Source organism: Aquipseudomonas ullengensis, from assembly GCF_014174475.1.
In the GTDB taxonomy this organism is placed as follows: domain Bacteria; phylum Pseudomonadota; class Gammaproteobacteria; order Pseudomonadales; family Pseudomonadaceae; genus Aquipseudomonas; species Aquipseudomonas ullengensis.
The window spans coordinates 91,326-117,515 of the sequence record NZ_JACJUD010000007.1 but is presented as its reverse complement, the minus strand read 5'-3'; the positions used below and the strand labels follow the sequence as shown (position 1 = coordinate 117,515).

The 26,190-nt window shown below is 63.4% G+C and carries 22 protein-coding genes; 12 read left to right on the top strand and 10 right to left on the bottom strand.

What is annotated here, in order from left to right; genetic code table 11:
* Positions 1 to 65 precede the first annotated feature (65 nt).
* From H3H51_RS18940 to H3H51_RS18895, 10 genes are all read right to left on the bottom strand, one after another.
* Positions 66 to 854 (bottom strand): crotonase/enoyl-CoA hydratase family protein, encoded by a 789-nt coding sequence (locus tag H3H51_RS18940; protein WP_183090637.1) that lies wholly within the window; start codon positions 852 to 854, stop codon positions 66 to 68.
* Positions 855 to 865: 11 nt separating this feature from the next.
* Positions 866 to 1,861 (bottom strand): acyl-CoA dehydrogenase family protein, encoded by a 996-nt coding sequence (locus H3H51_RS18935; protein WP_183090636.1) that lies wholly within the window; start codon positions 1,859 to 1,861, stop codon positions 866 to 868.
* Between the two features lie 25 nt (positions 1,862 to 1,886).
* A complete protein-coding gene (locus H3H51_RS18930; protein ID WP_183090635.1) occupies positions 1,887 to 3,044 on the bottom strand; it encodes an acyl-CoA dehydrogenase family protein in 1,158 nt (385 codons plus the stop codon).
* Positions 3,041 to 4,237, bottom strand: coding sequence for a lipid-transfer protein (locus H3H51_RS18925; RefSeq protein WP_183090634.1), 1,197 nt, complete (start codon positions 4,235 to 4,237; stop codon positions 3,041 to 3,043). Before H3H51_RS18925 ends, H3H51_RS18930 begins: the two co-directional genes overlap by 4 nt.
* A 28-nt stretch (positions 4,238 to 4,265) precedes the next feature.
* Complete coding sequence (locus H3H51_RS18920) at positions 4,266 to 5,405, bottom strand: acyl-CoA dehydrogenase family protein (protein WP_183090633.1); 1,140 nt, start codon at positions 5,403 to 5,405, stop codon at positions 4,266 to 4,268.
* Positions 5,406 to 5,520: 115 nt separating this feature from the next.
* On the bottom strand, positions 5,521 to 7,077 hold the full coding sequence (locus tag H3H51_RS18915; protein WP_183090632.1) for a long-chain-fatty-acid--CoA ligase: 1,557 nt from the start codon (positions 7,075 to 7,077) through the stop codon (positions 5,521 to 5,523).
* 2 nt (positions 7,078 to 7,079) lie between these two features.
* Complete coding sequence (locus H3H51_RS18910; RefSeq protein ID WP_183090631.1) at positions 7,080 to 7,493, bottom strand: PaaI family thioesterase; 414 nt, start codon at positions 7,491 to 7,493, stop codon at positions 7,080 to 7,082.
* Complete coding sequence (locus H3H51_RS18905; protein ID WP_183090630.1) at positions 7,493 to 9,049, bottom strand: long-chain-fatty-acid--CoA ligase; 1,557 nt, start codon at positions 9,047 to 9,049, stop codon at positions 7,493 to 7,495. Before H3H51_RS18905 ends, H3H51_RS18910 begins: the two co-directional genes overlap by 1 nt.
* Positions 9,050 to 9,111: 62 nt before the next feature.
* Positions 9,112 to 9,915 (bottom strand): enoyl-CoA hydratase/isomerase family protein, encoded by an 804-nt coding sequence (locus tag H3H51_RS18900; protein ID WP_183090629.1) that lies wholly within the window; start codon positions 9,913 to 9,915, stop codon positions 9,112 to 9,114.
* A gap of 33 nt (positions 9,916 to 9,948) precedes the next feature.
* Positions 9,949 to 11,109, bottom strand: a complete 1,161-nt coding sequence (locus H3H51_RS18895) for a CaiB/BaiF CoA transferase family protein (protein WP_183090628.1) — start codon at positions 11,107 to 11,109, stop codon at positions 9,949 to 9,951.
* A gap of 255 nt (positions 11,110 to 11,364) precedes the next feature.
* On the opposite strand from H3H51_RS18895, the gene H3H51_RS18890 reads away from it, so the two are divergent.
* The 12 genes from H3H51_RS18890 (at position 11,365) to H3H51_RS18835 (ending at position 26,098) form a co-directional block, all read left to right on the top strand.
* Complete coding sequence (locus tag H3H51_RS18890; protein WP_183090627.1) at positions 11,365 to 14,184, top strand: LuxR C-terminal-related transcriptional regulator; 2,820 nt, start codon at positions 11,365 to 11,367, stop codon at positions 14,182 to 14,184.
* 237 nt (positions 14,185 to 14,421) lie between these two features.
* Complete coding sequence (locus H3H51_RS18885; protein WP_220791096.1) at positions 14,422 to 15,594, top strand: acyl-CoA dehydrogenase family protein; 1,173 nt, start codon at positions 14,422 to 14,424, stop codon at positions 15,592 to 15,594.
* A gap of 29 nt (positions 15,595 to 15,623) precedes the next feature.
* On the top strand, positions 15,624 to 16,808 hold the full coding sequence (locus H3H51_RS18880) for a lipid-transfer protein (protein WP_183090625.1): 1,185 nt from the start codon (positions 15,624 to 15,626) through the stop codon (positions 16,806 to 16,808).
* A 74-nt stretch (positions 16,809 to 16,882) separates the two neighbouring features.
* The gene (locus tag H3H51_RS18875) at positions 16,883 to 17,323 is read left to right on the top strand and encodes a MaoC family dehydratase N-terminal domain-containing protein (protein ID WP_183090789.1); all 441 of its coding nucleotides are present in this window, start codon (positions 16,883 to 16,885) and stop codon (positions 17,321 to 17,323) included.
* A gap of 14 nt (positions 17,324 to 17,337) precedes the next feature.
* Positions 17,338 to 17,754, top strand: a complete 417-nt coding sequence (locus H3H51_RS18870) for a MaoC family dehydratase (protein WP_183090624.1) — start codon at positions 17,338 to 17,340, stop codon at positions 17,752 to 17,754.
* Between the two features lie 26 nt (positions 17,755 to 17,780).
* Positions 17,781 to 18,605 carry an SDR family NAD(P)-dependent oxidoreductase gene (locus H3H51_RS18865; RefSeq protein ID WP_183090623.1) on the top strand — a complete coding sequence of 275 codons (825 nt, stop codon included), beginning with the start codon at positions 17,781 to 17,783 and terminating at the stop codon, positions 18,603 to 18,605.
* Between the two features lie 73 nt (positions 18,606 to 18,678).
* On the top strand, positions 18,679 to 20,475 hold the full coding sequence (locus H3H51_RS18860; protein WP_183090622.1) for an acyl-CoA dehydrogenase: 1,797 nt from the start codon (positions 18,679 to 18,681) through the stop codon (positions 20,473 to 20,475).
* Positions 20,476 to 20,685: 210 nt separating this feature from the next.
* The gene (locus H3H51_RS18855) at positions 20,686 to 21,939 is read left to right on the top strand and encodes an alpha/beta hydrolase (RefSeq protein WP_183090621.1); all 1,254 of its coding nucleotides are present in this window, start codon (positions 20,686 to 20,688) and stop codon (positions 21,937 to 21,939) included.
* A 2-nt stretch (positions 21,940 to 21,941) separates the two neighbouring features.
* Entirely contained in the window at positions 21,942 to 22,358 is a 417-nt protein-coding gene (locus H3H51_RS18850; protein ID WP_183090620.1) for a hypothetical protein, read from the top strand.
* A 2-nt stretch (positions 22,359 to 22,360) separates the two neighbouring features.
* Positions 22,361 to 23,446, top strand: coding sequence for an alpha/beta fold hydrolase (locus H3H51_RS18845; RefSeq protein WP_183090619.1), 1,086 nt, complete (start codon positions 22,361 to 22,363; stop codon positions 23,444 to 23,446).
* Entirely contained in the window at positions 23,443 to 24,039 is a 597-nt protein-coding gene (locus H3H51_RS18840; RefSeq protein ID WP_220791084.1) for a GNAT family N-acetyltransferase, read from the top strand. Before H3H51_RS18845 ends, H3H51_RS18840 begins: the two co-directional genes overlap by 4 nt.
* A gap of 97 nt (positions 24,040 to 24,136) precedes the next feature.
* Positions 24,137 to 26,098, top strand: coding sequence for an alkyl/aryl-sulfatase (locus H3H51_RS18835; RefSeq protein WP_183090617.1), 1,962 nt, complete (start codon positions 24,137 to 24,139; stop codon positions 26,096 to 26,098).
* The last annotated feature ends 92 nt before the right edge of the window (positions 26,099 to 26,190 follow it).

Genomic DNA, 26,190 nt, shown 5'->3' with positions numbered 1-26,190 from the left:
CGAGGCCGCGTTACCGTGCGTGACACTGCGCTCTTTTGACGGATTGATGGCACGCAAAAAACCCATCAACCACTGAATGTCGGCTGACGTTTTTCGATGAATGCCGAGACAGCTTCGCGGTGATCTGCGGTCTGGTGCGAGAGCACCTGGTAGGCCGCCGACATCTCCAACAATGTGTCCAGTCGGGTGTGCATGGCTTCGCGCATAAGCCGCTTGGCCAAACGCACCGCATGCGGTGGGTTGGCGGCAATCGCCGTAGCCATTTCCTGAGCCGTGGCGAGCAATTGCTCATGCGCAACAACGCGTGACACCAGGTTCCACTCGGCGGCCTGGCGGGCGTCGATCATCTGCCCGGTCAGGGTTAGTTCACTGGCACGCGACAGGCCGATGATGCGCGGCAACAGCCAGGCACCGCCGTCGCCGGGAATGATCCCGAGCTTGACGAAGCTCTCGGCGAACTTGGCCTGTTCGGATGCCACGCGGATGTCGCACATGCAGGCGAGGTCGAGGCCGGCGCCGATGGCGGCACCATTGACGGCGGCAATCACCGGGACTTCCAGGTTGAACAACGCCAACGGCAACTGCTGGATGCCCAGGCGGTACTCCTGGCGCAGCTGCATGCCCGACATTTGCGCATAGCGGTCCATGTCACGCACATTGCCACCGGAGCAAAACGCGCTGCCGGCGCCGGTGATGATCACCGCACGGACGCTGGAGTCACGGTGTATGCGATCGATCGCCTCGAGGAACTCCGGCACCGCGTTGTTGCCCGTCAACGGATTGCGCCGCTCCGGGTCGTTCATGGTCAGGGTGACGATATGGCCATCCTGCTCGTATTTCAGAAATGAACTCATGGTTGCTGTCCTCACGCAGATTGGGTGACGGTGCGCACGAACTCGCTGGCGCCCAAGGGCGCGCTGGCAAGCAGGGCTTCACCGACAATGCGGTTCCAGTAATGTTCGGAGCCTTCGGCCAGGCGCCACTCATGCAGGCGACGGGTGTACAACTGCAGGTCGAGTTCTTCGGTCACACCGATAGCCCCGTGCAGGGCATGGGCGGTGGCCGCCACCAGCGGCACTGCCATCGCCGTGCGGGCTTTGCCAATCGCTGCCGGCAGCAATGCCGGCACTGGCTGCGAACCACAGAACGCCAGCGCGGCGGCGACACCCGCCGCAGCCACCTGCTCGGCCATGACACTGAGCTGGTGCTGCACGGTCTGGAATTTGCCGATGGCTTTTCCGAACTGCACACGGTCGTTGCAGTACTCGAGGGTCTTGCCGAACAACCACTCCATGGCACCCGCCATGGCCGCCGCCTGAATCGCCGCACTGAAGCTGCGCAGGGCTTCACCATTGCTGGCAATTGCTGCCGGAACCGCAGCGGCCGGCCAGCGCAGGGTGGCGAACAAGGTGCCATGACCGCCGGCCGGCTCACGCTGGGCCTGGGCACAGTCGAGCAACAGCAGGTCACCGTCAAGATTGACCAAGGCGAACTGCGCCAGCAGCCCGAAGCTCACCTGGGCCGCACACAGCGAACCATCGGCTTCACGGCGAGCGCTGCCCGCCAGGGTCAACATGCCGGCGGGTGCTCGCACGCCCGAGCCTTGCAGCAGCGCGCGGGCAGCAATGCTCTGCGCCGCGGGCACGGGCAGCGCGTAGCGACCAAAAGCGAGCAGAATCGGGTAGACATCGGCCAGCGCCAGGCCGGCACCACCGTCTTCCTCGGTGCTCAACAGTTCGAGAAAACCGCTGTCTTCCAACGCCTGCCACAACGCAGCCGGCGATTGGCCCTGCTCCACCGCACGGACCACGGCTGGGGTACAGGCATCAGCGAGAATTTTTTCAATTGCTTGGGTAAACATGCATGGGCTTCCTGTCTGTTGACGGTCAACGCAGACCGAGGCCACGGGCGATCATGCCGCGCAGAATTTCGCGGGTGCCGCCGCGCAACGAGAAGGTCGGGGCAATCTGGTTGAGGTAGGCCACAGTGCGGTACAGCTCGGCATCCACTGCCACATCCGGGTTGGCACTGATGGCGGCGGCAATGGCACTGGGAATGGCCTGTTCGAACTCAGTGCCGATGTCCTTGACCAGTGCCGCCTCCACCACCGGGCTTTCGCCTTGGGCGAGCTTGGCGGTGACCGCCAGCGACAGGCTGCGCAGGCTGGCTAACTGGCTGAGGAAGCTGCCCAGCAGCGTCGCTTCGGCCGCACTGGCGCCGCTGCGGCGCAAGTGGGACAGCCACTGATCGAGCAGCACTACGCTGGAATAGAAACGCTCCGGGCCGCTGCGCTCGAACGCCAGTTCGGCGTTCACCTGCTTCCAGCCACTGCCCTCCTCACCCACCAGGGCATGGTCGCTCAGCATCACATCGTCGAAGCTCACTTCGCAGAAATGCGCATCGCCAGCCAGGTCGACAATGGGCCGCACCGTCACCCCCGGTTGTTTGAGATCGATGATCAGCTGCGACAGCCCGCTCTGGCGGTCCTCCGGGGCGCCGGAGGTGCGTACCAGGGCAATCATGTAGTGGGCGTGCTGGGCGTTGGTGGTCCAGATCTTGCGCCCGTTCAAGCGCCAACCACCCTCACAGCGCGTTGCGCGGCTGCGCACGCTGGCCAGGTCGGAACCGGAGTTCGGCTCGCTCATGCCGATGCAGAAAAACGCCTGCCCGGCGCAGATGCGCGGCAGAAAGAAATCCTTCTGCGCCTCGCTGCCAAACTTGAGAATCAACGGGCCACTCTGGCGGTCGGCGATCCAGTGCGCGGCCACTGGTGCACCCGCCGACAGCAGCTCCTCAACTAGGACAAACCGGCTGAACGCATCCAGCCCGGCACCGCCGTAGGCCTTCGGCAGCGTCAGGCCAACCCAGCCGCGCGCGGCCAGTTTACGGCTGAAATCGGCGTCGAAACCGGTCCAGGTGCGCGCGCGCTTGTCCGCTGGCGCAGGCGCGAGGCTGCTCGCCAGAAACGCTCGAACTTCGGCGCGAAACGCCTCCGCGTGAGCTGGCAATTCGGCGAGGCGAAAGGCCTCCAGCAGGCTGCTCACTGGGCACCTCCGTAGAGGGTAACGACGCACGCGCCACCCAGGCCCAGGTTGTGCGCCAACGCCAAGCGGGCACCTTCAACCTGACGTTGCTCGGCATTGCCGCGCAGCTGCTGAGTCAGTTCATAGCACTGCGCCAACCCCGTGGCTCCCAGCGGGTGGCCCTTGGACAGCAGACCACCGGACGGGCCGATGACGATCTTGCCGCCGTAGGTATTGTCGCCGTCGCGGACGAACTGCTCGGCACCGCCTTCGGGGCAGAAGCCCAGCGACTCGTAGCAGATCACCTCGTTCTGCGCGAAACAGTCATGCAGCTCGCAGACGTCAATATCTTGCGGGCCGACGCCAGCCTTCTCGTAGACCTGGCCGACGGCCGCATGGGTCATGTGTATGCCGACCCAGTCGAGCATCGAGGGTTTCTCGAAGTTGAACGACTCTGGCGTGTCGGTGGTCAGCGCCTGGGCAAGGATCTGCACGTCGCTGCGCAGGCCATGCTTCTTGGCAAAGCGCTCGGAGACCAGAATCGCCGCGGCACCGCCACAGGTCGGCGGGCAAGCCATCAGGCGAGTCATCACCCCCGGCAGAATCACCGGATCGTTCATCACGTCTTCGACGCTCAGCACTTTGCGAAACAGCGCAAGCGGGTTATTGGCAGCATGCCGGCTGGCTTTGGCGCGCACCGCAGCGAAGGTCTCCATGCTGCAACCGTACTTGGCCATGTACTCGCGGCCGGCACCGCCGAAGGTACGGATAGCCTGGGGCATACCGTCCATGTCGGCGGTCAGACCGCGCAGGATCGGCAGGAAGCGCTCGCGGGTCGGCGGGCGATCATCCCAGTGCGACTTCAGCGCACCGGCCTGCATCTGCTCGAAGCCGACGGCCAGCACGCAGTCCGCCGCACCGCTCTCGATGGCCCGGCGCGCCAGGTACAACGCGGTCGAGCCGGTCGAGCAGTTGTTGTTGACGTTGACCACCGGAATGCCGGTCATGCCTACTTCGTAGAGCACGGTCTGGCCGCAGGTGGAGTCGCCGTAGACGTAACCGGCGTAGGCTTCCTGCACTAGCTCATAGCCAATGCCAGCATCGGCAAGGGCACGACGGATCGCCTCGGAGCCCATCTGCACATAAGTGCCACTGGCACTGGGCTTGTTGAACGGGATCATGCCGACCCCGGCTACCACTACTTTTTCGCTCATCTTGTCACCTGAAAATCTGGAGAAAGGATCACAGCTGGCGCGCGATCAGCTCGCGCAGCACTTCACTGGTGCCGCCGAAAATGCGCGTCACGCGCATGTCGACGAAGGCGCGGGCGATCGGGTACTCGAGCATGTAGCCGTAGCCGCCATGCAGCTGGACCATGTCGTCGATGCACTTCCACAGGGTTTCGGTGGCGAACAATTTGGCGATGGCCGACTCCTGCACCGTCAGGCGGCGGCGCATGTGCTCACCGATGTAGTAATCGATCATCAGGCGCACCGCAGTGGCCTGGGCCTTGATGTCGGCCAGCTTGAATTTGGTGTTCTGGAAGTCCCACACGGTCTGGTTGAAGGCCTTGCGGTCTTTGACGTACTCGGTGGTCTGCTCGAGCAGACGTTCCAGCTTGGCCGCACTGTAGAGGGCGATGACCAGACGCTCCTGGGCCAGCTCTTCCATCAGGTGCATGAAGCCCTTGTTTTCCACGCCGAGCAGGTTGCCGGCGGGTACACGCACGTTGTCGAAGAACAGCTCGGCGGTATCGGCGGCGTGCTGGCCGACCTTCTCCAGCTTGCGGCCACGACGGAAGCCTTCGCTGTTGCAGTCAACCATGATCAGGCTGCAACCCTTGGCACCGGCGCTGGGGTCGGTCTTGCAGACCACCAGGACCATGTCGCAAGTCAGGCCATTGCTGATGAATGTCTTGCTACCGTTGATGACCCACTCGTCGCCATCGCGCACGGCAGTGGTGCGCACCGCTTTCAGGTCGGAGCCGGTGCCCGGCTCGGTCATCGCGATCGCCAGCACGGTTTCGCCGGTGCAAATTTTCGGCAGCCACTTCTGCTTCTGCTCTTCAGTGCCCAGACGCACGATGTACGGCGCGGTGATGTCAGAGTGCACACCCAGGCTCCAGCCGGAGACACCGGAGCGATACAGCTCCTCGATCAGTACCGCGGAGTGGCCGAAGTCACCGCCACCACCACCGTATTCGGTTGGCACGGTCAGGCACAGTAGGCCATTGCGCCCGGCCTTGAGCCAGGTTTCCCGGTCAACTTGGCCTGCTGCGTCCCACTGTGCCTGGAGTGGCAAGCACTCACGCTCGAAGAAGCGCCGCGCCGTTTCGCGCAGCATTTCGTGGTCGTCACGGTAAACGGTACGGTGGATATGCATCGGGGTCTCCAGTGGTCGCGGCAGGGCCCCGAAAAAAGGGGCCGCGGGTATGGAGAACGACTGTATTAACGACAGCGGGCAATAGAGCCACCCACGTTGGGTGGCGAAGGCCGGGTTAGTTCACGGCCCGGGTGTGGCCAGCCCAGAAGGGCTCGCGCAGCTCACGTTTAAGCACCTTACCGGCGGCCGACAACGGCAGCTCGGCACGAAACTCAAGGGTCTTCGGGCATTTGTAGCCGGCGATATGCTCGCGGCAGTGAGCCCGCAGGTGTTCCGCACTGACCGAGCTTCCAGGCTTGAGCACCACCACCGCATGCACCGCCTCGCCCCACTGTGCATGGGGCACGCCGATAACGGCACTGAGCAGCACCGCCGGGTGGCGGGCGAGCACGTTTTCCACCTCGGCCGAATAAATGTTCTCGCCGCCGCTGACGATCATGTCCTTGAGGCGGTCGACGATAAACAGGTAACCCTGCTCATCCATGTAGGCGCCGTCACCGGTGTACAACCAGCCGTTGCGCACCGCCTTTGCGGTTTCCTCCGGCTTGTTCCAGTAGCCCTGCATCACATTCGGCCCACGCACGGTGATTTCCCCTACTGTGCCGCATGGCACTTCCTGGCCGTGCTCATCAACGATCTTCACCAGCACGCCATAACCGCTGCGCCCGACCGAGCGTGATAGGCCGCTTTTACGCGCCGCCTCGGTGTGGTTGGCCGGCAGGTTGCTCGACACCGTCGGGCACGCCTCGGTAAGGCCGTAAGAGTGGCTGAGCTCTAGCCAGGGCATGGCCTGCAACACCTGTTCAACCATCGTTCCGGCGCTCGGCGAGGCGCCGTAGGTCAGCCGTTTCAGGCTGCGCAAATCGCGCCGGGCAAAGTCCGGGTGCGCCAGCAGCGCGGTAATCATGGTCGGCACCAGCAAGGTCTCCGTGATGCCTTCGCTTTCGATCAAGCGCAGCACCTCGCCGGCCTCGAAAGCGGGCACCACGGCATGGCATTCACCGGCAAAAAACTGCACCAGCGCTCGGGCCAACCCGGCTACATGAAACAGCGGCGCCACATGCAACAACACGCCGCCGCGAATCGGCGGCATATCCAGGGTACGCGGCATACACGCCGACCACAGGTTGCGGTGCGACTGCATGACGCCCTTGGGAAAACCGGTGGTGCCGCCGGTGTACATGATGCAGGCGAGGTCTTCCCCGCCGCGCCCGGCATCTTCCACCGGGGCGAAATCCGCTAATAGCTGTTCGTAGCCGAACAGCCCGGCCGGAGTGGGGCCATCCCCGCAATAAATCAGCACCGGCGCGCGCTTGGCCTGCGCACGAATAGCCGGCAGCAGGTCCATAAACGCATCGTCCACCAGCAGAATGCGTGTATCGCAATCGTCCAGTGCGTAGACGATTTCGTTCACGCTCCAGCGAGTATTCACCGGGTTGAGCACGCCACCGCCCCACCACACGCCCATCAGCGTTTCCAGGTAGCGGTCGGAGTTCAGCGCGAGAATGCCGACGCGCTCGCCAGCGCCCATGCCCATTACCCGCAGCGCACCCGCCAGGCGTGCTACGCGCTCGCCAAACTGACGGTAGGTATGGCGGCGTGGGCCGCAGAGGGTCACGAGTTTGTCGGGCGTTTGTTGCAGGCCACGTTGCAGGCATTGCGTCAGGTACATGGTCAGGCCGGCTCTTTCCAACGGGTAAAAATACCGTTGCCGCGCAGCACCACGCGGGTGCCGACTTGCAGCAGGCAACTGGCGTTGTTGAAGCGGCCACCAGTCTTGTGCACTTCGACATGGGCTTCCAGCCACTCACCGGCGCGCACTGCACTCAGGTAGTCGACATTCAGGTTGACCGTCACCGGCCACAGCTGGCCGCCGCTCTGGCGCCAGATCATCGCGCCGCAAGCGCTGTCGGCCAGGGTGGCCAGCAGCCCGCCGTGGACGATCTGTAACGCGTTAAGGTGCTCCGGGCCAATGCGCACACCCATGATCGGCAGCTCATCGTGCAGATAGAACTCGCCACAGCGGCGCAGAAACTCGCCCTTGCTGGCCAGACGACTAAAGCCTGCTGGCACGCCGTCGACCGCCATCAATTGACGCCTCGGCTCTTGCCGGCCCAGAACGGTTCGCGCAGGTCACGCTTGAGAATCTTGCCGGCGCCGGACAGCGGCAGGCTCGGGCGAAACTCCACGGCCTTGGGGCATTTGTAGCCGGCGATGTATTCGCGGCAGTGGCCACGCAATTGTTCTTCGCTGGCCTCACAACCAGGCTTGAGCACCACCACCGCGTGCACCGCCTCGCCCCACTGCTCATGGGGAATACCGATCACCGCGCACATCAGCACTGCCGGGTGACGGGCAATGATGTTTTCGACTTCAGCCGAGTACACGTTCTCACCACCCGTGACGATCATGTCCTTGAGGCGGTCGACGATGTAAATGTAACCCTGCTCGTCCATATAGGCGCCATCGCCGGTGTACAGCCAACCATCGCGCAGGGCCTTGGCGGTTTCCTCGGGCTTGTTCAGGTAGCCCTGCATAATGTTCGGCCCGCGCACAATGATTTCACCGACGGTGCCGCGTGGCACTTCCACGCCCTGCTCATCGACGATCTTCACGTTGACGCCGTAACCGCCGCGCCCCACCGAGCGCGCCAGGCCGCTCTTACGCGCTTGCGCACTGTGGTTTTCCGGTGGGTTGGTGGAGACGATCGGACAGGCCTCGGTCAGCCCGTAGCCGTGTACCAGCTCCAGGTCCGGCAACTTGGCCAATACTTCTTCGATCATTTCCCCGGCCGTGGGCGAAGCACCATAAGTGAGGCGCTGCAGGCTGTTGAGGTTGTACTGGTCGAAGGTCGGCTCGGCCAGCATGGCAAGGATCATGGTAGGCACCAGACAGGTGTCGGTGATCGCCTCATGCTCGATCATGGCCAATACCGCTTTGGGCTCGAACGCCGGCACGATCACATGCGTGCCGCCGGCAATGAAACCGCACAGAGCACGCGCCAATCCGGCGCAATGGAACAGCGGCATCACGTGCATGTCGCGATTATTCAACGGCGGGGGCAACTCAGCCATGCGCTGGACACAGGCCGACCAGAGGTTCATGTGCGACTGCATCACGCCCTTGGGAAAGCCGGTGGTTCCACCCGTGTACATGACACAGGCGAGGTCATGCCCACCACGCCCGGCATCCTCGACCGGGTCCGACTCAGCAATCAGTTGCTCATGACTGAGCATGCCGGCCGGTGCCTGGCCTTCACCGCTGTAGATGAAAATTGGCGGGCGCTTGGCACTGGCACGGATGCCCTCGACCATAGGCAGAAAATAGTCGTCGACAAACAGCAGGGTCGTGTCGCAGTCGTCAAGCGAATAGACGATTTCCGGTACCGCCCAACGGGTGTTGACCGGATTGAGTACACCGCCGCCCCACCAGGTGGCCTGCATGTACTCCAGGTAACGATCAGAGTTGAGCGCCAGCATGCTGACCCGGTCACCGGCGCCCATGCCCAACTGACGCAGCGCCCCTGCCAGACGCGCTACGCGATCGGCGAACTGGCGAAAGGTACGGCGCCGCTCGCCGAAGATGGTGATGAGCTGCTCCGGGGTCTGTTGCAGTGAGCGCTGCAGGCCTTGGGTCAGATACATGAGAAGAGTCTCCAAACATTATTGTTGTTAGATGAACCGCAGACTCGCTGCGTGGGCGCTGTTCAGGCACCGGTATAGCGTGGGGCACGACCCTGCGCTGTGGCGTTCTGTCCTTCCTGGCGGTCTTTGCTGTCGCGCAACAGGCCCCAGACAAGGTGGGTCTGTGCAACGAAGTCGCGGGGAGATAGATGGGCGGTCTGTAGCGCCAGTCTCTTGCTGGCTTGCACTGCCAGCGGGCCATTGGCGGCGATACATTGTGCCAACGCCATTGCCGTGGGCATAAGCCGCTCATGCTGCACACACTCACTGATTAGGCCAATGCGCAGCGCCTCGTCGGAATCGATGCGGGCACCGGTGAGCGCGAGCTTCATAGCATGTGCCGCAGCCACCGTGCGCAGCAGATACTGCACGCCACCGGCCAGCGGCACGCTGGCCTGGGTGACCTCAGGCAAGGCGAAGCAGGCGTCGACAGCGGCAATGCGCAGGTCGCACTGCAGGGCCAGCTCCAGACCACCGCCCAGGCACTGTCCATTAATGGCGGCAATGATCGGCTTCCAGATCTCCAGATCGGAAAGGTCGAACAGCCGTGCGTAGCCGCCCTCTTCCGCCTCCGCCTCACGGCTTTTCAACGCCGCACTGGCGAGGCTGCCGGGCACAGGCAGGTTTTCCTTGAGGTTGACGCCGGCACAGAACGCCTGCTCGCCACGCCCGGTGAGGACGATCACGCGTACCTGATCATCGTCCTGGCAGGTACCAAGCACCTTGCGCAGGTGGATCAGGTCGCCAATGGTCAAGGCGTTATGCGCATCCGGCGCGTCCAGGGTAATGACTGCGACGTGACCGACAATCTGGAACTGAATGGCCATGGGTAATCCTCGCCAGGCTCGCAAAAAAGAAAATCAAAGGTCGCCGTGAAAACCCAGCCCCAGCTCACGCAACTGCGTCAGCTCCGCGGCGGCAAAGCCCCACTCACGCAAGGCGCTCAGGCCATGTTCACCGCGCGCGGGTGCCGGGCGCGGCAAGGCCGATGGCGTGGCGAGAAACCGCGGAGCCGGCACCGGCTGCACCACGCCGCTGACTTCGATAAAGCTGCCGCGCGCCTGGTTATGCGGGTGGTGGGCGGCCTCGGCCATGCCGAGCACCGGGGCCACACAAGCGTCACTGTCGGCGAACACCTCCTGCCAGTGCGCGCGGGTGTGGCTGAGGAACGCCTGCATAAATGCCTCACGCAGTTGCGGCCAGCCGCTGCGGTCGTGTTGCTTGGGCAGGTGCGCAGGATCGAGATCCAGCTTGTTCAGCAACTCGGCGTAGAAGCGCGGTTCCAGCGGACCAATCGCCATGTAATGGCCGTCCAGGGTGCGGTAGGTGTCGTACCAGGGCGCGCCGCCATCGAGCAGGTTGCTGCCGCGTTGTTCTTTCCAACTGCCACCGGCGAGCAAGCCATAGATCACCGAACCGAGCTGCGCCGCGCCTTCGGTCATGGCCGCATCCACCACCTGGCCGTTACCACCGCGCTGCACATGCAGCAACGCCGCCAGCACGCCCATGGCCAGCAGCATGCCGCCACCGCCGTAGTCTCCGACCAGGTTCAACGGCGGCAGCGGCCGCCCGCCAGCCGGACCAATGGCCGAGAGCACGCCCGAAAGCGCGATGTAGTTGAGGTCGTGGCCAGCCCGTTGCGCCAGCGGGCCGCTCTGGCCCCAACCGGTCATACGTGCATAAACCAGCTTCGGGTTGCGGGCCAGAGCGACATCGGGGCCAAGCCCCAGGCGCTCCATGGTGCCAGGGCGATAGCCTTCGATCAGCACGTCGGCGCGTTCGATCAGGGCTAGCGCCGCCTCCACCGACTGGGGATTCTTCAAGTCCAGGGTGACCGAACTGCGGTTGCGCCCGGTAATGTCTACATGGCTGCCGGCGGTCTTTGGGATCAGCTCTTCGGGCGCGGCCGGACGGTCGATGCGCACCACCTCGGCGCCCATATCGGCCAACAACATGGTGCCAAAGGGCGCCGGGCCGATTGCCTCGAACTCCACCACCCGAATACCGCTCAATACGCCCATCGCTCATGCCCTTTCGTCGTGCCTGTGGGAGGCCGGACACTCCTCGAGCGCCCTGGTTTTCCGGTGACGTCAGTAGAGCAATGCCGCGTCCGAGAACGACCACCCGTGTCGGGTGGCAGCCTCACGCCAGCCCCAGACAGAATGCGGGCTGCAGCGGGCGCGATCGCGGTGATGCAGTTATCCTTCTGGTGGTAGCAGGCCACGATACGGCATGCTGTGGCGTCATTTCGTTGTAGTCAGCTCCCTGGAACTCCCATGGATAAAAAAACAAAAACAACGACGGCCGCCCCCGCTATCAGCCCCGGTGAGCACGTCAACAGCCAGAGCCCGGTGGACAGCAGCAAAGTCTCGCCACCGCGCAGCAGCGCGCGCCTGGTCCCGCGGGAAAAACTGCACGGCCTGCTGCAGGACGCCCGCCGCCGGCGCTGCATCGTGCTCAAAGGCCCGGCCGGTTGCGGTAAGACCACCGCCCTGGTGGCGTGGCGGCAAATGCTGCTGCCGCTGGGGTTCGATGTGGCCTGGCTGACACTGACCAGCGACGACAATCAGCTCGCGCGTTTTCTCGATTACCTGCTGGCCAGCCTGGCCCAGGTCGACCCAGCGCTGGTACGCGACGCCCTACTGGTAGAGGGTTACAGCAGCGACAGCGAGGCCGTGGAACGCACCATCATCACCCTGGTGCGCGGCATCGGCAGCCACCCGCGGGAATTGGTGCTGGTACTCGACGACCTGCACACCCTCACCGATGTGGCTATCCATCAGGCCCTGCAATGGCTGATCGAGTACGCGCCGAACAACCTGCACGTGGTGCTGGTGTCGCGCAGCGTGGTGCCCTTGTCGTTGGCGCGGCTGCGTAGCCAGAACCTGACCATGGAGCTGGACCTGCGTGACCTGCGTTTCACCTACGACGAGGCGCAGCAATTTCTCACCGCGCACCTGGGTGAAATCAGCCCGCAAGAAGTGCAGGTGATCTACGACATGACCGACGGCTGGATTGCCGGTCTGCAACTGGTGGCCGTGAGCCGCAAGAAAAGCCGCCAACGCCCGAGCCTGACCACCCCTGACCCGGCCACCACTCAGGCGCACCTGCGCGACAACGAAAGCTTTGCGCATTTCTTCGAGGCCCAGGTGCTCGCCCAACTGTCGGTGCCCGACCTCGACCTGCTGCTCAATTGCACCGTGTGCAACCGCTTCAGCGCCTCATTGTGCGCCGCCCTGGTGGGCCGTCCTCTGGCCGTCAGCGAAGCGCGGGCACTGTTGCAGCGCCTGGAAAACGACAACCTGTTCTTGATTCCCATCGACAGCCACGACGACGAAGGCTGGTACCGCTTGCACCCACTGCTGCGCGAAACCCTGCTGAAGTTGTTCAGCAAGCGCAGCAGCGAGGAGCAGCAGCGCGTGCATTCGCGAGCCTGGCAGTGGTTCCGGGACCGCGGCCAGCTCAGCGATGCGGTGATGCATGCGGTGCAAGGCGGTGAAGCGGTAGCAGCCGCCGAGCTGGTGGAGCAACAGGTGGAGCGCCTGTATGCGCAGGGCGATCTGCGCCTGTTGATCGAGCTGGTGAAACTGCTGCCGATGGAGCAATTACAAGCCAGCATAAACCTGCGCGTACTGCTGGCGCGCATGCAGATCTACACCCGCGAGTTCGCCGCCTGCAGCGACAACATCCGCCGCTTGCAGCACGACATTCCCGAAGGCAACAGCGAGGAGCGTTTTCGCCTGACCATGGTGCGCGCGCTGTTTGCCGTGCAGCGCGATGACACCGATGGCGCGCTGGCCATGGCGCCCGAGCTGCTCGACCCGCCGCCGGGTGCCGATGTGATCATGGTCGGTGGCAGCATCAATATTCTGTCGTGGCTGTATATGCAGCGCGGCGAACACGAGCGCGCGCGGCAGTTGCAGTTCGACCGACCGCCCTTGATGGTCAACGGCATGCCGCTGATTGGCACCACCGGCGGCACCTTGCAGGGGCGTTGCCTGGTCGGCCTGAGCCTGGCCATGGAAGGCCAGATGAGCCAGGCAGAACGCATCTACCGCGAGGTGATTTACGAGGCCGAACGCAGTGGCAAAACCTGCGCCGAGCCGCTGTATTTCGCCAAGGCGCTGCTCGGCGAAGTGCTGTACGAAAACAACGAAGTGGAAGCGGCTTACGAACTGCTGGCGCGCTCAGTGGATATCTTCGAGCGGGTGTCGATTCCCGACTCGGTGCTGCGCGTGCTGGAAGTGTTGGCCAAATGCCAATGGGCACTGGGCAACCACCGCGAAGCCTTCGCCTACCTCGAACGCCTGGAAGAATATGCGCGTAAGCTCGACCTGCCGCGCTTGCAGGCGCACAGCCTGGCGCGGCAGATTTTCTGGCACCTGCAACTGGGTGAACAGGTGGCTGCGGAAACCCAGCTGGCGCGCCTGGATGTGCTTGATGCACGCCACCCCAACAGCGAACGCAGTGCCTTGGGCGATATCCGTATTCTGACCGAACACGCCCACGTGCGCTGGCAAGCCGCCCTGGGCGATGTCCAGGGGGCGCAACTCAGGCTCAACAAGGTGATGGCCCTGTGCGAAAGCGGCGGGCGCAAGCTGGGTATTCCGCGCCTGACTCTGCTCAGCGCGATGTTCGATGCGCAGCGTGGCTTGGTGGATTCCGCCCGGGACAAGGTGCTCGCAGTACTGCGCGTAGGCCATCGCTATGGCCAGGTGCGCAATCTGCTCGATGCCGATCCATCGGCTCTGGCACTCATCAGTGAGATTGCCCTGCGCGAAACCCTCGATCCGGTTCTGGCGTTCTACGTGGAGCGTCTGCAGGCTACGCAACGCAAACCTGAAAGCACACCCGTGCAACCCAGCAAACCGGGCTGGCAATTGGCTCCGGGCATGGAGCCTCTGAGCGAGCGCGAGCTGGAAGTGCTGAGGTTGCTAGCCCAAGCCCTGCCCAACAAGAAGATCGCCCGCGCCCTGGGTCTGTCTCACGAGACGGTCAAATGGCACCTGCGGCACATCTACAGCAAGCTCGGTGTCAGCAGCCGCGATGAAGCAGTGGCACGGCTTCGTGATCTGGAGGCCAATGGCGAAGGCTGAACCCATCGCTAACCCTCATACCCAGCACAGCGCCCTCCTGCCTTTGCCCGCACCTGAACAGCCTCGCCATCCCTGAGCCTGCCTGCTCGTCAGCGCTTACTCCTCTCACGCCTGTCACACCTCAAGCCTCGCCACCCATCACGGGTGGCGTTCGCCTGGGTGGTCGCGGCCTACCGTAGCGCCAGGATCAACGCGGCGCATTACGTGCCACCACGACGCTTTGTAGCCGCCGCACCGATGTGCAGGCCGGTGTACAAGCAGGAGTCTTCCGTGCATATCGAACGTACCGTCTTCCGTGACGACCACGAAATGTTCCGCACCACCGCGCGCCGCTTCTTCGAGCGCGAGTGCGTACCGCGCCAGGCCGACTGGGACCAGGCTGGACAGGTGGACCGCGAGACCTGGCTCAAAGCCGGTCGTGAAGGCTTGCTAGGGATAACCCTGCCGCCCGAGTACGGCGGTGGTGGTGGCGATTTCGGCCACTGCGCCGTGTTCAACGAAGAGTTCGCCCGTGCTGGCGTGAGCGGTGCCTACTTCGGCATGCATTCGGATGTCATCGCGCCCTACATCAATCGCTGTGGCAGCGATGAGCAAAAGCAGAAGTGGCTGCCAGGGGTTTGTTCCGGCGAGATCATCCTCGCCATCGCCATGACCGAGCCGGGCACCGGCTCCGACCTCAAGGCCGTACGCACCACTGCCATCCGCGACGGTGACGAGTATGTGATCAACGGCAGCAAGACCTTCATCAGCAACGGTCTGACCGCCGACCTGGTGATCGTGGTGTGCAAGACCGACCCGGCAGCTGGCGCCAAGGGCATCAGCCTGATCGCCGTGGAAGCCAGCCGCGCCGGTTTCCAGCGCGGCCGCAAGCTGGAGAAAGTCGGCCAACCGGCCGCCGACACCGCCGAGCTGTTCTTCGACAACGTGCGCGTACCGGTCGGCAACCGCCTCGGTGAGGAAGGCCAAGGCTTCGTTTACCTGATGGGCGAACTGCCGCAGGAGCGTTTCTCCATTGCCGTAACCGCCGCCGCCAAGCTGGAGCGCCTGCTCGAGCAGACCACCGAGTACGTCAAGGAACGCAAGGCGTTCAACCAGACCGTGTGGGACTTCCAGAACACCAAATTCAAGCTGGCCGATATCAAGGCTCAGGCCACGGCCGTGCGCCTGATGGTTGATTACTACCTCGGCGAACACATGCGCCGCCGCCTGACCCTCGAAGAAGCGGCCATCGCCAAGCTTTACGCCACCGAAACCCTATGGAAGTGCATCGACGACATGGTCCAGCTGCATGGCGGCTACGGCTACATGCTCGAGTACCCGATCGCCCGCGCGTTCGTCGACATGCGCGTCAACCGCATCTACGGCGGCACCAGTGAAGTCATGCGCGAACTGATCGCACGCAAGCTCTGACCCAAACGAATAAAACCAGGAGAAATGGCATGAGCAACAAAGTATTCGTCGCCGGTGTCGGCATGATCCAGTTCAAGAAGCCGGGCACCAACGAGCCCTATGACGTGATGGGCGAGCAGGCCATCCGCCTGGCCCTGGCCGACGCTGGCCTAGATTTCAGCGACATCCAGCAGGCCTACGCCGGTTACGTGTATGGCGACTCCACCTGCGGCCAGAAAGCCCTGTACCGCGTCGGCATGACCGGTATCCCACTGATCAACGTCAACAACAACTGCGCCACCGGCTCCTCGGCGCTGTTCCTCGCCCGCCAGGCCGTGCAGAGCGGTGCAGTGGACTGCGCCCTGGCCTTCGGTTTCGAGCAGATGAACCCGGGCGCGCTGAAATCCGCCTGGACCGATCGCGCCCCGGCCACCGAGCGCGCGCTGAAACTGACCAACGAGCTGGTTGGCATGCCCGATCTGCCGACCGCCATCCGCCAGTTCGCCGGTGCCGGTTTCGCCCACATGCAGAAGTACGGTACTCAGCTGTCTACCTTCGCCGCCATCCGCGCCAAGGCCAGCCGCCATGCCGCGAACAACCCGCTGGCCGTATTCCGAAATGTGGTCAGCACCGAAGACGTACTCGCCGCGCCGATGCTCTGGGAAGGCGTGCTGACTCGCCTGATGGCCTGCCCGCCGACCTGCGGCGCCGCTGCGGCCCTGGTCGTCTCGGAAGCCTTCGCCAAGAAGCACGGCCTGCGCACCGATGTACTGATCGCCGGCCAGGCGCTGACCACCGACCTGCCCAGCACCTACGACGCCAAGGACATGATCCGCGTAGTCGGCTTCGACATGACCCGCCTAGCCGCTCAGCAAGCCTACGAGCAGGCAGGCATCGGCCCGGAAGATGTCCAGGTGATCGAACTCCACGACTGCTTCGCGCAAAACGAGCTGCTCACCTATGAAGGCCTGGGCCTGTGCGCCGAAGGCGGTGCCGAGCAGTTCGTCCTGGATGGCGACAACACCTACGGAGGCAAGTGGGTGACCAACCCGTCCGGCGGCCTGCTGTCCAAGGGCCACCCGCTGGGCGCCACCGGCCTGGCGCAGTGCTACGAGCTGACCCACCAGCTGCGCGGCAGCGCCGAAGCCCGCCAGGTTGAAGGCGCACGCGTCGGCGTGCAGCACAACCTCGGCCTAGGCGGCGCCTGCGTGGTGACCGTTTACCAGAAGCACTGACAGCCCCGGGAACACCGGTGACGGCCACCGCCGTCGACGCTGTTCCTCGCCTGCAACCCATGGAGTTGTACGACATGATCGACCCCAAACACATCGGCAAGGAGATCGGCTCCTTCACCGTCGCCGCCGAGGCCGGGCAACTGCGCCTGTTCGCCAAGACTGTCGGCGAAACCAACCCGATCTACTTCGACGAAAACGCCGCGCGTGACGCAGGCCATCCTGGCCTGCCGCTGCCACCGACCTTCCTCTTCTCGCTGGAATTCCTCATGCCGTCGCAAGCCTGGCGCGATGAACTAGGCATCGTCCCAGCCCGCGTGCTGCACGGTGAGGAGACCTTCAAGTACCACCGCATGGCCTACGCCGGCGACCAACTGCATTTCGACGTGCGCATCGCTGACATCTACGCCAAGAAAGGCGGCGCCCTGGAGTTCGTGGTGCGCGAGTCGCGTGTGACCAACCAGCGCGGCGAGCACGTGGCGGATCTGCGCACCGTCCTCGTCCATCGCAACGGCTGAACCGGAGAACCCCGATGAGCACAGTTACTTTCGACTCCATCCAGGTCGGCGACCTGCTGCCGCCGCTAGCCCTGGCGCCGATCAATCGCACCACCCTGGGGTTGTTCGCCGGCGCCTCGAACGACCACAACCCACTCCACATCGACATCGACTACGCGCGCAAGGCCGGCATGAACGACGTGTTCGCCCACGGCATGTTGTCGATGGCCTACCTCGGCCGCCTGCTGACCCAGTGGGTCGACCAGCGCCAGCTGCGCGAGTTCGGTGTGCGCTTCGTCGGCATCACCCACCTCGGCCACCAGATCACCTGCACCGGCAAGGTGGTGGAGAAGTTCGCGGCCGACGGTGAACAGCGCATCAAGGTGGAAATCCAGACCGCCAACCAATACGGCGACGTGAAGATACTCGGCGACGCCGTGATCGCCCTCTAACCCCCATTCAGACAGGAGTACATCCCATGGCAAAACTCGACGGCAAAGTAGCACTGGTCACCGGCTCCGGCCGCGGCATCGGTCAACAGATCGCCCTGAAACTGGCCAGCGAAGGCGCGCGTATCGTCATCAATGACCTCGACCTGGAACCGGCCCAGGAAACCGCCGAGCTGATCCGCAAGCTGGGTGGCGAAGCCGCCATCTGCCACGGCAACGTCAGTGCCCCGGACTTCGGCGAACGCTACGTGAAGACCGCGGTGGACAGCTTTGGCGGCATCGACATCATCGTCAACAACGCAGGCTACACCTGGGACGACGTAGTGCAGAAGATGACCGACGAGCAGTGGTACGCCATTCTCGACTGCCACATGACCGCACCGTTCCGCATCCTGCGTGCCGCCTACCCGATCATCAAGGCACAGGCCCAGGCTGAACAGGCCGCCGGCCTCGAAGTGTTCCGCAAGGTGGTCAACATCTCCTCGGTCTCCGCGCTGCGCGGCAACGCCGGGCAGATGAACTACTCCGGCGCCAAGGCCGGTGTACTCGGCATGACCCGTGCCCTGGCCCGCGAGTGGGGCCGTTTCAAGGTCAACGTCAACGCTGTGGCCTTCGGCTTCATCGAGACCCGCATGACCCGTGCCGACGCCCACGCCGGTGCCACCGTGAAGATCGACGGGCGCGACATCCGCGTCGGCATCAACCCCGACGCGGCGAAAAACCACGCTGCGCGCAACCCGCTGGGCCGCGCCGGTACCCCGGAAGAAGCAGCCAACGCCGTGTACCTGTTCTGCTCGCCAGAGTCGAACTACATCACCGCACAAACCATCGCGGTGGCCGGCGACCTGATGTAACCGCTAGCAATCCCCATAGCGGGCCCTCCTTCGCGAAGGCCCGCTTTTTCTTTGTCTACACGAAGCCGAATCCATGAGTGAATACCACGCCCCTCTGCGTGACATGCAGTTCGTCCTCAACGAACTGGAGCATCTGAACCAAGTCAGCACCCTGCCGGGCTGCGAAGAAATAGGCGCAGATCTGGCTGCAGCGATCCTCGACGAGGCTGACAAGTACGCCAGCGGTGTGTTGTCACCACTCAACATCAGCGGCGACCTGCAAGGTGCCCGCTGGAGCGATGGTGCGGTGAGCACTCCGACCGGCTGGAAGCACGCCTATGCCCAGTTCGTCGCAAGCGGCTGGAATGCGCTGTCCTGTACCCCTGAGTTCGGTGGCCAAGGCTTACCGCGACTGATCTCTGCGCTGGTCGAGGAAATGTGGAACGGAGCCAACGTCGCGTTCGGCCTGTGCCCAATGCTGACCCGCGGCGCTATCGAAGCTATCGAATTACGCGGCTCCGACTATTTGAAAGAAACCTACCTGCCGAAGATGGTCAGCGGTGAGTGGACAGGCAGCATGAACCTCACCGAGCCGCAGGCCGGTTCGGATCTCGCAGCCGTGCGCAGCCGCGCCGAGCCACAAGGCGACGGCAGCTACCGTGTCTATGGACAGAAGATATTCATCACCTACGGCGAGCATGACCTCACCGATAACATCGTCCATCTGGTACTGGCTCGCGTACCGGGAGCACCCGACGGCGTCAAAGGAATCTCGCTGTTCGTCGTGCCGAAATTCCTGGTCAACCCAGACGGCTGCCTCGGCGCACGCAACGACGTGCGCTGCGTGTCGATCGAGCACAAGCTCGGCATCCACGCCAGCCCCACCGCTGTGCTCGCCTTTGGTGACAAAGAGGGGGCGCACGGCTGGCTAGTCGGCGAAGAGAACCGTGGCCTGGAATACATGTTCATCATGATGAATGCCGCACGCTTCTCGGTCGGCATTGAGGGTATCGGCATTGCCGAGCGCGCCTACCAGCGCGCCCTGGCCTATGCCCGCGATCGCGTGCAGGGCAGCGAACTAGGCGCCAAGAGCCGCAACAAGGTGGCGATCATCCGTCACCCTGATGTGAGGCGCATGCTGCTGTCGATGAAGTCGCGCACCGAAGCCATGCGTGCACTGGCCTGCGCAGTGGCCACCGCCATGGACATCGCTCAGCGCCATACCGACGACTCCCAGCGCCAGCACAGTCAGGCCTTCGTTGACCTGATGATCCCGGTGGTCAAGGGCTGGAGCACCGAGAGCGCCATCGACATCGCCTCGCTCGGCGTACAGATCCATGGCGGCATGGGCTTCATCGAGGAAACCGGTGCCGCCCAGCATCTACGCGATGCACGCATCACCACCATCTACGAAGGCACCACCGGCATTCAGGCCGCAGACCTAATCGGCCGCAAGATCGCCCGCGACCAAGGCCAGGCAGCAAGGCACGTCATGGCGCAGATGCGCACCGTGGAAGACTCACTCTTGCGGCGCAACGATGCATCCCTCGCCCCCATCGCCCGCGCACTGGGACAGGGCATCAAAGCGCTGGAACAAGCGATCAGCTACATCGTTGCGCATTACGACACTCAGGTACACCAGGTATCGGCAGGTTCGGTGCCCTTCCTTGAGCTATTCGGTCTCGTCGCCGGCGGCTGGCAGCTGGCCCGCGCAGCACTGGTCGCCCAGCAACAACTGGGCGCCGGCAACACCGAGGTCGCGTTCTATCAAGCCAAGCTGCAAACCGCGCGTTTTTACGCCGAGCACCTGCTGGTACGCGCCGAAGGCCTGGCGCAAACGCTGACCCAAGGGGGGGGCGCGGTACTGGCGATGGACGACGAACACTTCTAGCAGGGCAGACCGAACGATAGCCCGAATGGGCCTACCCGCCTGATTCGGGTGGGTACTGCCGGCAAGGTGAACAGTATTTTATCCGCAGGATAACCAGATGGCGTACGTGAGCCATCAGAGGCCACTGATGTGAAAAGGCAAAAGCAGCAACAGGCACAACCCACCCCGTGGACTGCTTCGGCGATCGCGCCCAGCCCTTGCGGTGCGGGCATGCCGCAAACATTGCGAGCCAGCACACTGGACCGTGAAGCCCGAGCCTTCCTGCGCATGTTCAACCTGGCGGCGCGCTTGCGCCCCTTGGAGAACTACTCACTGCGAGAGATGCGCCAGTCCTGGCGACTAACCGCACTGGCACTGGGCCGCAGGCTTCCCGTCGCCACGGTCACCGAGCTGCAGATCGAAGGTCCTGGCGGGCTGATCGCACTGCGCGTCTTCACGCCCCACAAGACGGCACACTCCCTCCCCGCGTTTCTCTGGTGCTACGGCGGTGGATTCATCGTGGGCGACCTGGACACAGCGGATTCGATTTGCCGCAACATCGCTGTTGCCGCCGGCTGCATCACCATTGCCGTGCGCTACCGGCTGGCACCGGAGCACGACCTGGCGGCCGGGCGTGAGGACTTCCTCAGGGCGCTAGAATGGGTTGCGCAAAACGGCTCGACGCTGGGTATCGACACCTCGCGGCTGGCAATTGGCGGGGACTCCGCAGGCGGCAATATTTCCGCTGCAGTGGCTCAGGAAACCCTGCGGCGTGGAGCGCCGAAGCTGCGCCTGCAGGTACTGGCCTATCCGGCGACCGATCTGCTGCAGGAATTTCCCTCCATGGCGGAAAACGCCGAAGGCTTCCTGATCACTGACCAACTGTTGAGCCAGATCAAGCAGTCTGTGGCCGGTTCGATGGCCACCCTGGATCCTGCAGCACCCTGGTTCTCGCCGCGGCGCAAAACCGACCTAGGCGGCCTGCCGCCGGCGCTGATCGTCAGCACCGGCTACGACCCGATCCGTGACGACGGCCTCGACTATGCCTGCAAGCTGCGCGCGGCCAAGGTTCCGGTGGAGCTGCTGCACTATGCCGGGCAGTTCCATGGATTTCTCAACTTCGACACCCTGATCTGCGCCAGCCGCGACGCGCTGCAGCGCATTGGCACGGCCCTGAACCAGGCCTTTGCTGACGAGCCTGGCCACGACCGGACCATCGAGATCGCCGATGAAATACCCAGGGCGAATCTGGCCGCAGCAGCCGTCGGCGAGCTGGCAACCGCGAGCGTGACCGCCTGGACAGCAACAGCTGGCTGGCGCGATGCCTTGCTGCGCCAGCTGTCGCCCACGCTCGCCTCGGCCTCGCTATGGCTGCTGCGTTATTGCCTGGCGCCGACCAACCTGATTCGCCGCCGTCTCGCTCATCGGCTTGAGCATTTGACTGCGCACCAAACCTATCCAGAGAACCCCTCTGCCAGGAGTTGATCATGGCTTTTTCGTTGCTCCCGGACCCACTGCAACTGTGCCGCGATGCGCTGAACAAGCTCGAAAATGGCATCAACGGGATTGCCACGCGCAAGATGGAATCGAGCGAATTCGCCCAGGCGCTCAACCGTTATTCCAGGATTTCCCTGGGCATGCAGTATGTGGTCGAAAAGTCCCTGGCCTGCTGCTTCGAGCGCCTCGACCTGCCGAGCCGCACGGAAATCAGCACACTCGCTGCCGCCGTACAGCGCGTCGAAGACAAACTCGACCAGTTGCTGCCCGTGGTGTCCCCAGCAGCCCTGGAGCCCAAGCCACCACGCACGCGCCGCCCGCTAGACATCGCGCCAGAGCAGGCCCTGAGCGAAGCCCGTGCCCGGGTCCAAAAGCCAGCGGCCAAGAGCACTGGCCAGGAGCAGTAAGCATGGCCTCCCCACTTGGCAGCAAGCCTGCCGTATCCCTGGCTGGACGTTTGCGCACTGAGGTGCAGCGGCTGATCCAGCGACGCCTCAAGGGGCTCGAGTACCTTGCCTCACCGGGACCTATGGTGGGTATGACGCCCAAGACCCTGCTGCATCGGTGCGGCACCGTGAGCCTGTACCACTACCACGCTACAGCGGACGAGGTGTACCGGGTACCGCTGTTGTTCGTCATGGCACCGACCAACAAGGCCTACATCTTCGATCTGGCAAAGGGACAGAGTCTTATCGAGTTTCTCCTGCATCGGGGGTACGACGTCTATGTGCTGGACTGGAACGCGCCAACCCTCGAAGAACGACACCTGAAGATCGAGAACTACGTGCTCGACTTCATCCCCGATTGCATTCGTCGAGTGCAGGAAGACTCCGGCGTGCAAGACATAACGTTGGTCGGTTACTGCATGGCCGGGGTGCTGGCGACCATCTACGCCGCGCTGCATGCCGAAGGACCATTGAAGAACTTGGTGTGTTTCACCACCCCGATCGACTGGTCACAGTCACCCTGGCAGCGCAGCGGCGCCCAGCAGGATCACTTCGAGGTCGATCGTCTGGTAGACCGGCTGGGCATCATCCCCGCGCGCTTGATCATCCAGGCCTTCGACATGCTCCGCCCGGCTGGGCGCCTCGCTGGACAGATCCGCCTCTGGGACAACATGTGGAACGACGACTACGTCAGAGGCTACCGCATGATGACCGGCTGGGGCGACGAGACCTTGCCGCTGGCGGGCGACTACTTCCGGCAAATCGTCAAGGAGCTGGTCTGGAAGAACGGCCTGAACAACGGCAGCTTGCGCATCGGTGGGCGCACGGTCGACCTGCAGGAGATCACAGTCCCGTTACTGCATGTGCTGGCGCAGTACGACACGCTGGTACCGCCAGCGTCTGCGCAGCCACTGCTGGCCAAGGTTGGTTCGCACGACAAGGAGGAACTGATATTGCCAGGCGGGCACGTGAGCCTGGTGGCGGGCCCTGCGGCCGTCAAACGAATGTGGCCGGCGCTTGATCAATGGTTGGGCAGGAGATCGCTATGAAAAAATCTACTGTACGCACGTATCCGCATACCCTGGCGCTGAACGACGCGAAGGTCGAAGTACGCCTGATGACGGCGGACGATGGGCCAGCGCTCAGCATTTTCATCAATACCTTACCCTCCCACGACTTACTCTTCGTGCGGCGCAACATCAGCCACTCTAAGGTTCAAGCCGCATGGCTAAGTGCGCTCGGCGAGCGGGTCACCAGCCTGGTGGCCTATGCCGATGGGCAGATCGTCGGCTGCACGGCGATCGTCACCGACACCCTCTCCTGGTCGCCTCATGTCGGTGATCTGCGTGTGCTAGTGAAGCCCGCGTGGCGCGGCTGCGGTCTGGGCCGCCTGCTGACCCAAGAGTGCTTCAACCTTGCCTTAGGTCTGCGCCTGGAAAAGCTGACGGTGCAGATGACGGTCGACCAGAGCGCCGCGATCGCGATCTTCGAGGAGCTGGGTTTCCGTGCCGAATCGGTGCTGCGTAACCACCTCAAGGACTACGACGGCAAGCGCCATGACCTCGCCCTGCTGAGCCTCGAAGTGGCCGAGTTGCCGATGCGCTCGTACGCGCGAGGGATGTCCACGGCGTTACACGAATAAACCGCACGAAACCCGCACGGGTTGGCCAAGGCTCTTGCCTGCTGGCCGCGATCCATCGACGTATTTATCACCATAACAACAATATTCCGGAGCTTGTATGAAACCCTTTTCCCTCTTGCCTCTGCTGGCCTTTCTCAGCACCGCCAGCCTGAGCCCAGCACTGCTGGCCAGCCAACCGGCCAGCAGCATCACCGCGGCGAAGAATGCCGAAGTACTGAAGGTGCTGCCTTTCACCGATCGCGCCGACTACGAGTCGGCCAGCCGTGGCCTGATCGCGCCCTTCAGCGGACAGATCAAGAACGCCGACGGCCAGGTGGTATGGGATATGGACGCCTATAAATTCCTCGACGCCGATCTGGCTCCGGAAACCGTCAACCCCAGCCTGTGGCGTTTGGCCCAGTTGAACAAAAATGCAGGGCTCTTTCAGGTAGCAGACAACATCTACCAGTTGCGCGGCATGGATGTGTCGAACATGACCGTCATCGAAGGTGATGACGGCCTGTTTATCATCGACCCGCTGACCTACAGCGAAACCGCCAAGGCCGCGCTGGAGCTGTACTACCAGCACCGCCCGAAGAAACCGGTGCTGGCTGTGGCCTACAGCCATAGCCATGCCGATCATTTCGGCGGCGTACGCGGGGTGGTCGACGAGGCCGACGTCAAGGCCGGCAAGGTGAAGATCTTTGCCCCATCGGGCTTCATGGAACACGTGGTCGCCGAGAACGTGTTCGCGGGCAGCGCCATGAGCCGCCGCGCACAGTTCCAGTTCGGCTCGTTGCTGCCGCGCGGCGAACAAGGGCAGGTCGACACCGGCATGGGCAAGACCATCGCTGTCAACGGCGGGGTCAGCGTGATCGCGCCGACCGACCTGATCAGCAATCCCTACGAGACCCACACGGTTTCCGGCATCGAGATCGAGTTCCAACTCACCCCGGGCACCGAGGCGCCCTCGGAGATGAACTTCTACCTGCCCAAGCAACATGCACTGTGCATGTCAGAAAACACCACGCAGATGATGCACAACGTGCTCACTCCGCGCGGCGCCCTGGTGCGCGACGCCAAAGCCTGGGCCGAGTTCATCGACGAAAGTCTGGAGCGCTACGGCAACAAGACCGACGTGATGTTCATCTCGCACAACTGGCCGATCTGGGGCGGCGAGCGCATCCGTACGTTCCTGGCAGACCAACGCGACATGTACGCCTTCCTCAATGACCGCACACTGAATCTGATCAACAAAGGCCTGACGCCTACCGAGATCGCCGAAAAAATGGACAAACTGCCCGGTGATCTGGAGAAGAAGTGGTACACCCGCAGCTACTACGGCTCGCTCAGCCACAACTCGCGCGCCGTGTACCAACGTTACCTGGGCTACTACGATGGCAACCCGGCCAACCTTGACCCGCTCACCCCGGTGGATGCCGGCAAGCATTACGTGCAAGCCATGGGGGGGACGGAGGCAGTGCTCAAACAGATGCGTACAGCCATCGACCAAGGTGACTACCGCTGGGCTACCACCCTCGGCAACAATCTGGTCTTCGCCGACCCGGGCAACCAGGCAGCCAAAGCGCTGCAAGCAGACGCTCTGGAGCAACTCGGCTATCAGAGCGAAAACGCCCTTTGGCGCAACATCTACCTGACCGGGGCGATGGAACTGCGCAATGGCGTACCGGCCTATAATGGCGGCGCAGCACGCTCCGATCTGGGGCGCTCGATGACCGCCAGCCAGTTCTTCGACTATCTCGCCGTGCGTCTGGACAGCGACAAGGCCCAGGGCCACGACATGGTCCTCAACTGGGTGTTCGAGGATATCGGGCAATCCTTCGTACTGACTCTACGCAACGGCGTGCTGACCCACCGCAACGACAAGCAGAGCGCGCAGGCCGTCATCACAGTCAAGCTGGACAAGGCCACCTTGGACCAGATCAGCATGCGCCGGCTTGACTTCCCCACGGCGGTCAAGCGGGGTGACATCAAACTCGAAGGCGACGGCAAGCGACTCGGCCAGTTCCTCTCGATGCTCGACACCTTCACCCAGCAATTCAACATCGTCACCCCCTGATAGCACTACCACCCCTACTCAGCCGTCAGCCCCTGACGGCCGAGTAGTGACCTGCTGCAACCTACTCACAAGGCTTGCAACACTGGTACGGA

What these genes read in the sequence shown, in the direction of transcription:
- H3H51_RS18940 (WP_183090637.1), bottom strand. Translation starts at nt 854, where the DNA reads ATGAGTTCATTTCTGAAATACGAGCAGGATGGCCATATCGTCACCCTG.
- H3H51_RS18935 (WP_183090636.1), bottom strand. Translation starts at nt 1,861, where the DNA reads ATGTTTACCCAAGCAATTGAAAAAATTCTCGCTGATGCCTGTACCCCA.
- H3H51_RS18925 (WP_183090634.1), bottom strand. Translation starts at nt 4,237, where the DNA reads ATGAGCGAAAAAGTAGTGGTAGCCGGGGTCGGCATGATCCCGTTCAAC.
- H3H51_RS18920 (WP_183090633.1), bottom strand. Translation starts at nt 5,405, where the DNA reads ATGCATATCCACCGTACCGTTTACCGTGACGACCACGAAATGCTGCGC.
- H3H51_RS18915 (WP_183090632.1), bottom strand. Translation starts at nt 7,077, where the DNA reads ATGTACCTGACGCAATGCCTGCAACGTGGCCTGCAACAAACGCCCGAC.
- H3H51_RS18910 (WP_183090631.1), bottom strand. Translation starts at nt 7,493, where the DNA reads ATGGCGGTCGACGGCGTGCCAGCAGGCTTTAGTCGTCTGGCCAGCAAG.
- H3H51_RS18905 (WP_183090630.1), bottom strand. Translation starts at nt 9,049, where the DNA reads ATGTATCTGACCCAAGGCCTGCAGCGCTCACTGCAACAGACCCCGGAG.
- H3H51_RS18900 (WP_183090629.1), bottom strand. Translation starts at nt 9,915, where the DNA reads ATGGCCATTCAGTTCCAGATTGTCGGTCACGTCGCAGTCATTACCCTG.
- H3H51_RS18895 (WP_183090628.1), bottom strand. Translation starts at nt 11,109, where the DNA reads ATGGGCGTATTGAGCGGTATTCGGGTGGTGGAGTTCGAGGCAATCGGC.
- H3H51_RS18890 (WP_183090627.1), top strand. Translation starts at nt 11,365, where the DNA reads ATGGATAAAAAAACAAAAACAACGACGGCCGCCCCCGCTATCAGCCCC.
- H3H51_RS18885 (WP_220791096.1), top strand. Translation starts at nt 14,422, where the DNA reads ATGTGCAGGCCGGTGTACAAGCAGGAGTCTTCCGTGCATATCGAACGT.
- H3H51_RS18880 (WP_183090625.1), top strand. Translation starts at nt 15,624, where the DNA reads ATGAGCAACAAAGTATTCGTCGCCGGTGTCGGCATGATCCAGTTCAAG.
- H3H51_RS18875 (WP_183090789.1), top strand. Translation starts at nt 16,883, where the DNA reads ATGATCGACCCCAAACACATCGGCAAGGAGATCGGCTCCTTCACCGTC.
- H3H51_RS18870 (WP_183090624.1), top strand. Translation starts at nt 17,338, where the DNA reads ATGAGCACAGTTACTTTCGACTCCATCCAGGTCGGCGACCTGCTGCCG.
- H3H51_RS18865 (WP_183090623.1), top strand. Translation starts at nt 17,781, where the DNA reads ATGGCAAAACTCGACGGCAAAGTAGCACTGGTCACCGGCTCCGGCCGC.
- H3H51_RS18860 (WP_183090622.1), top strand. Translation starts at nt 18,679, where the DNA reads ATGAGTGAATACCACGCCCCTCTGCGTGACATGCAGTTCGTCCTCAAC.
- H3H51_RS18855 (WP_183090621.1), top strand. Translation starts at nt 20,686, where the DNA reads ATGCCGCAAACATTGCGAGCCAGCACACTGGACCGTGAAGCCCGAGCC.
- H3H51_RS18850 (WP_183090620.1), top strand. Translation starts at nt 21,942, where the DNA reads ATGGCTTTTTCGTTGCTCCCGGACCCACTGCAACTGTGCCGCGATGCG.
- H3H51_RS18845 (WP_183090619.1), top strand. Translation starts at nt 22,361, where the DNA reads ATGGCCTCCCCACTTGGCAGCAAGCCTGCCGTATCCCTGGCTGGACGT.
- H3H51_RS18840 (WP_220791084.1), top strand. Translation starts at nt 23,443, where the DNA reads ATGAAAAAATCTACTGTACGCACGTATCCGCATACCCTGGCGCTGAAC.
- H3H51_RS18835 (WP_183090617.1), top strand. Translation starts at nt 24,137, where the DNA reads ATGAAACCCTTTTCCCTCTTGCCTCTGCTGGCCTTTCTCAGCACCGCC.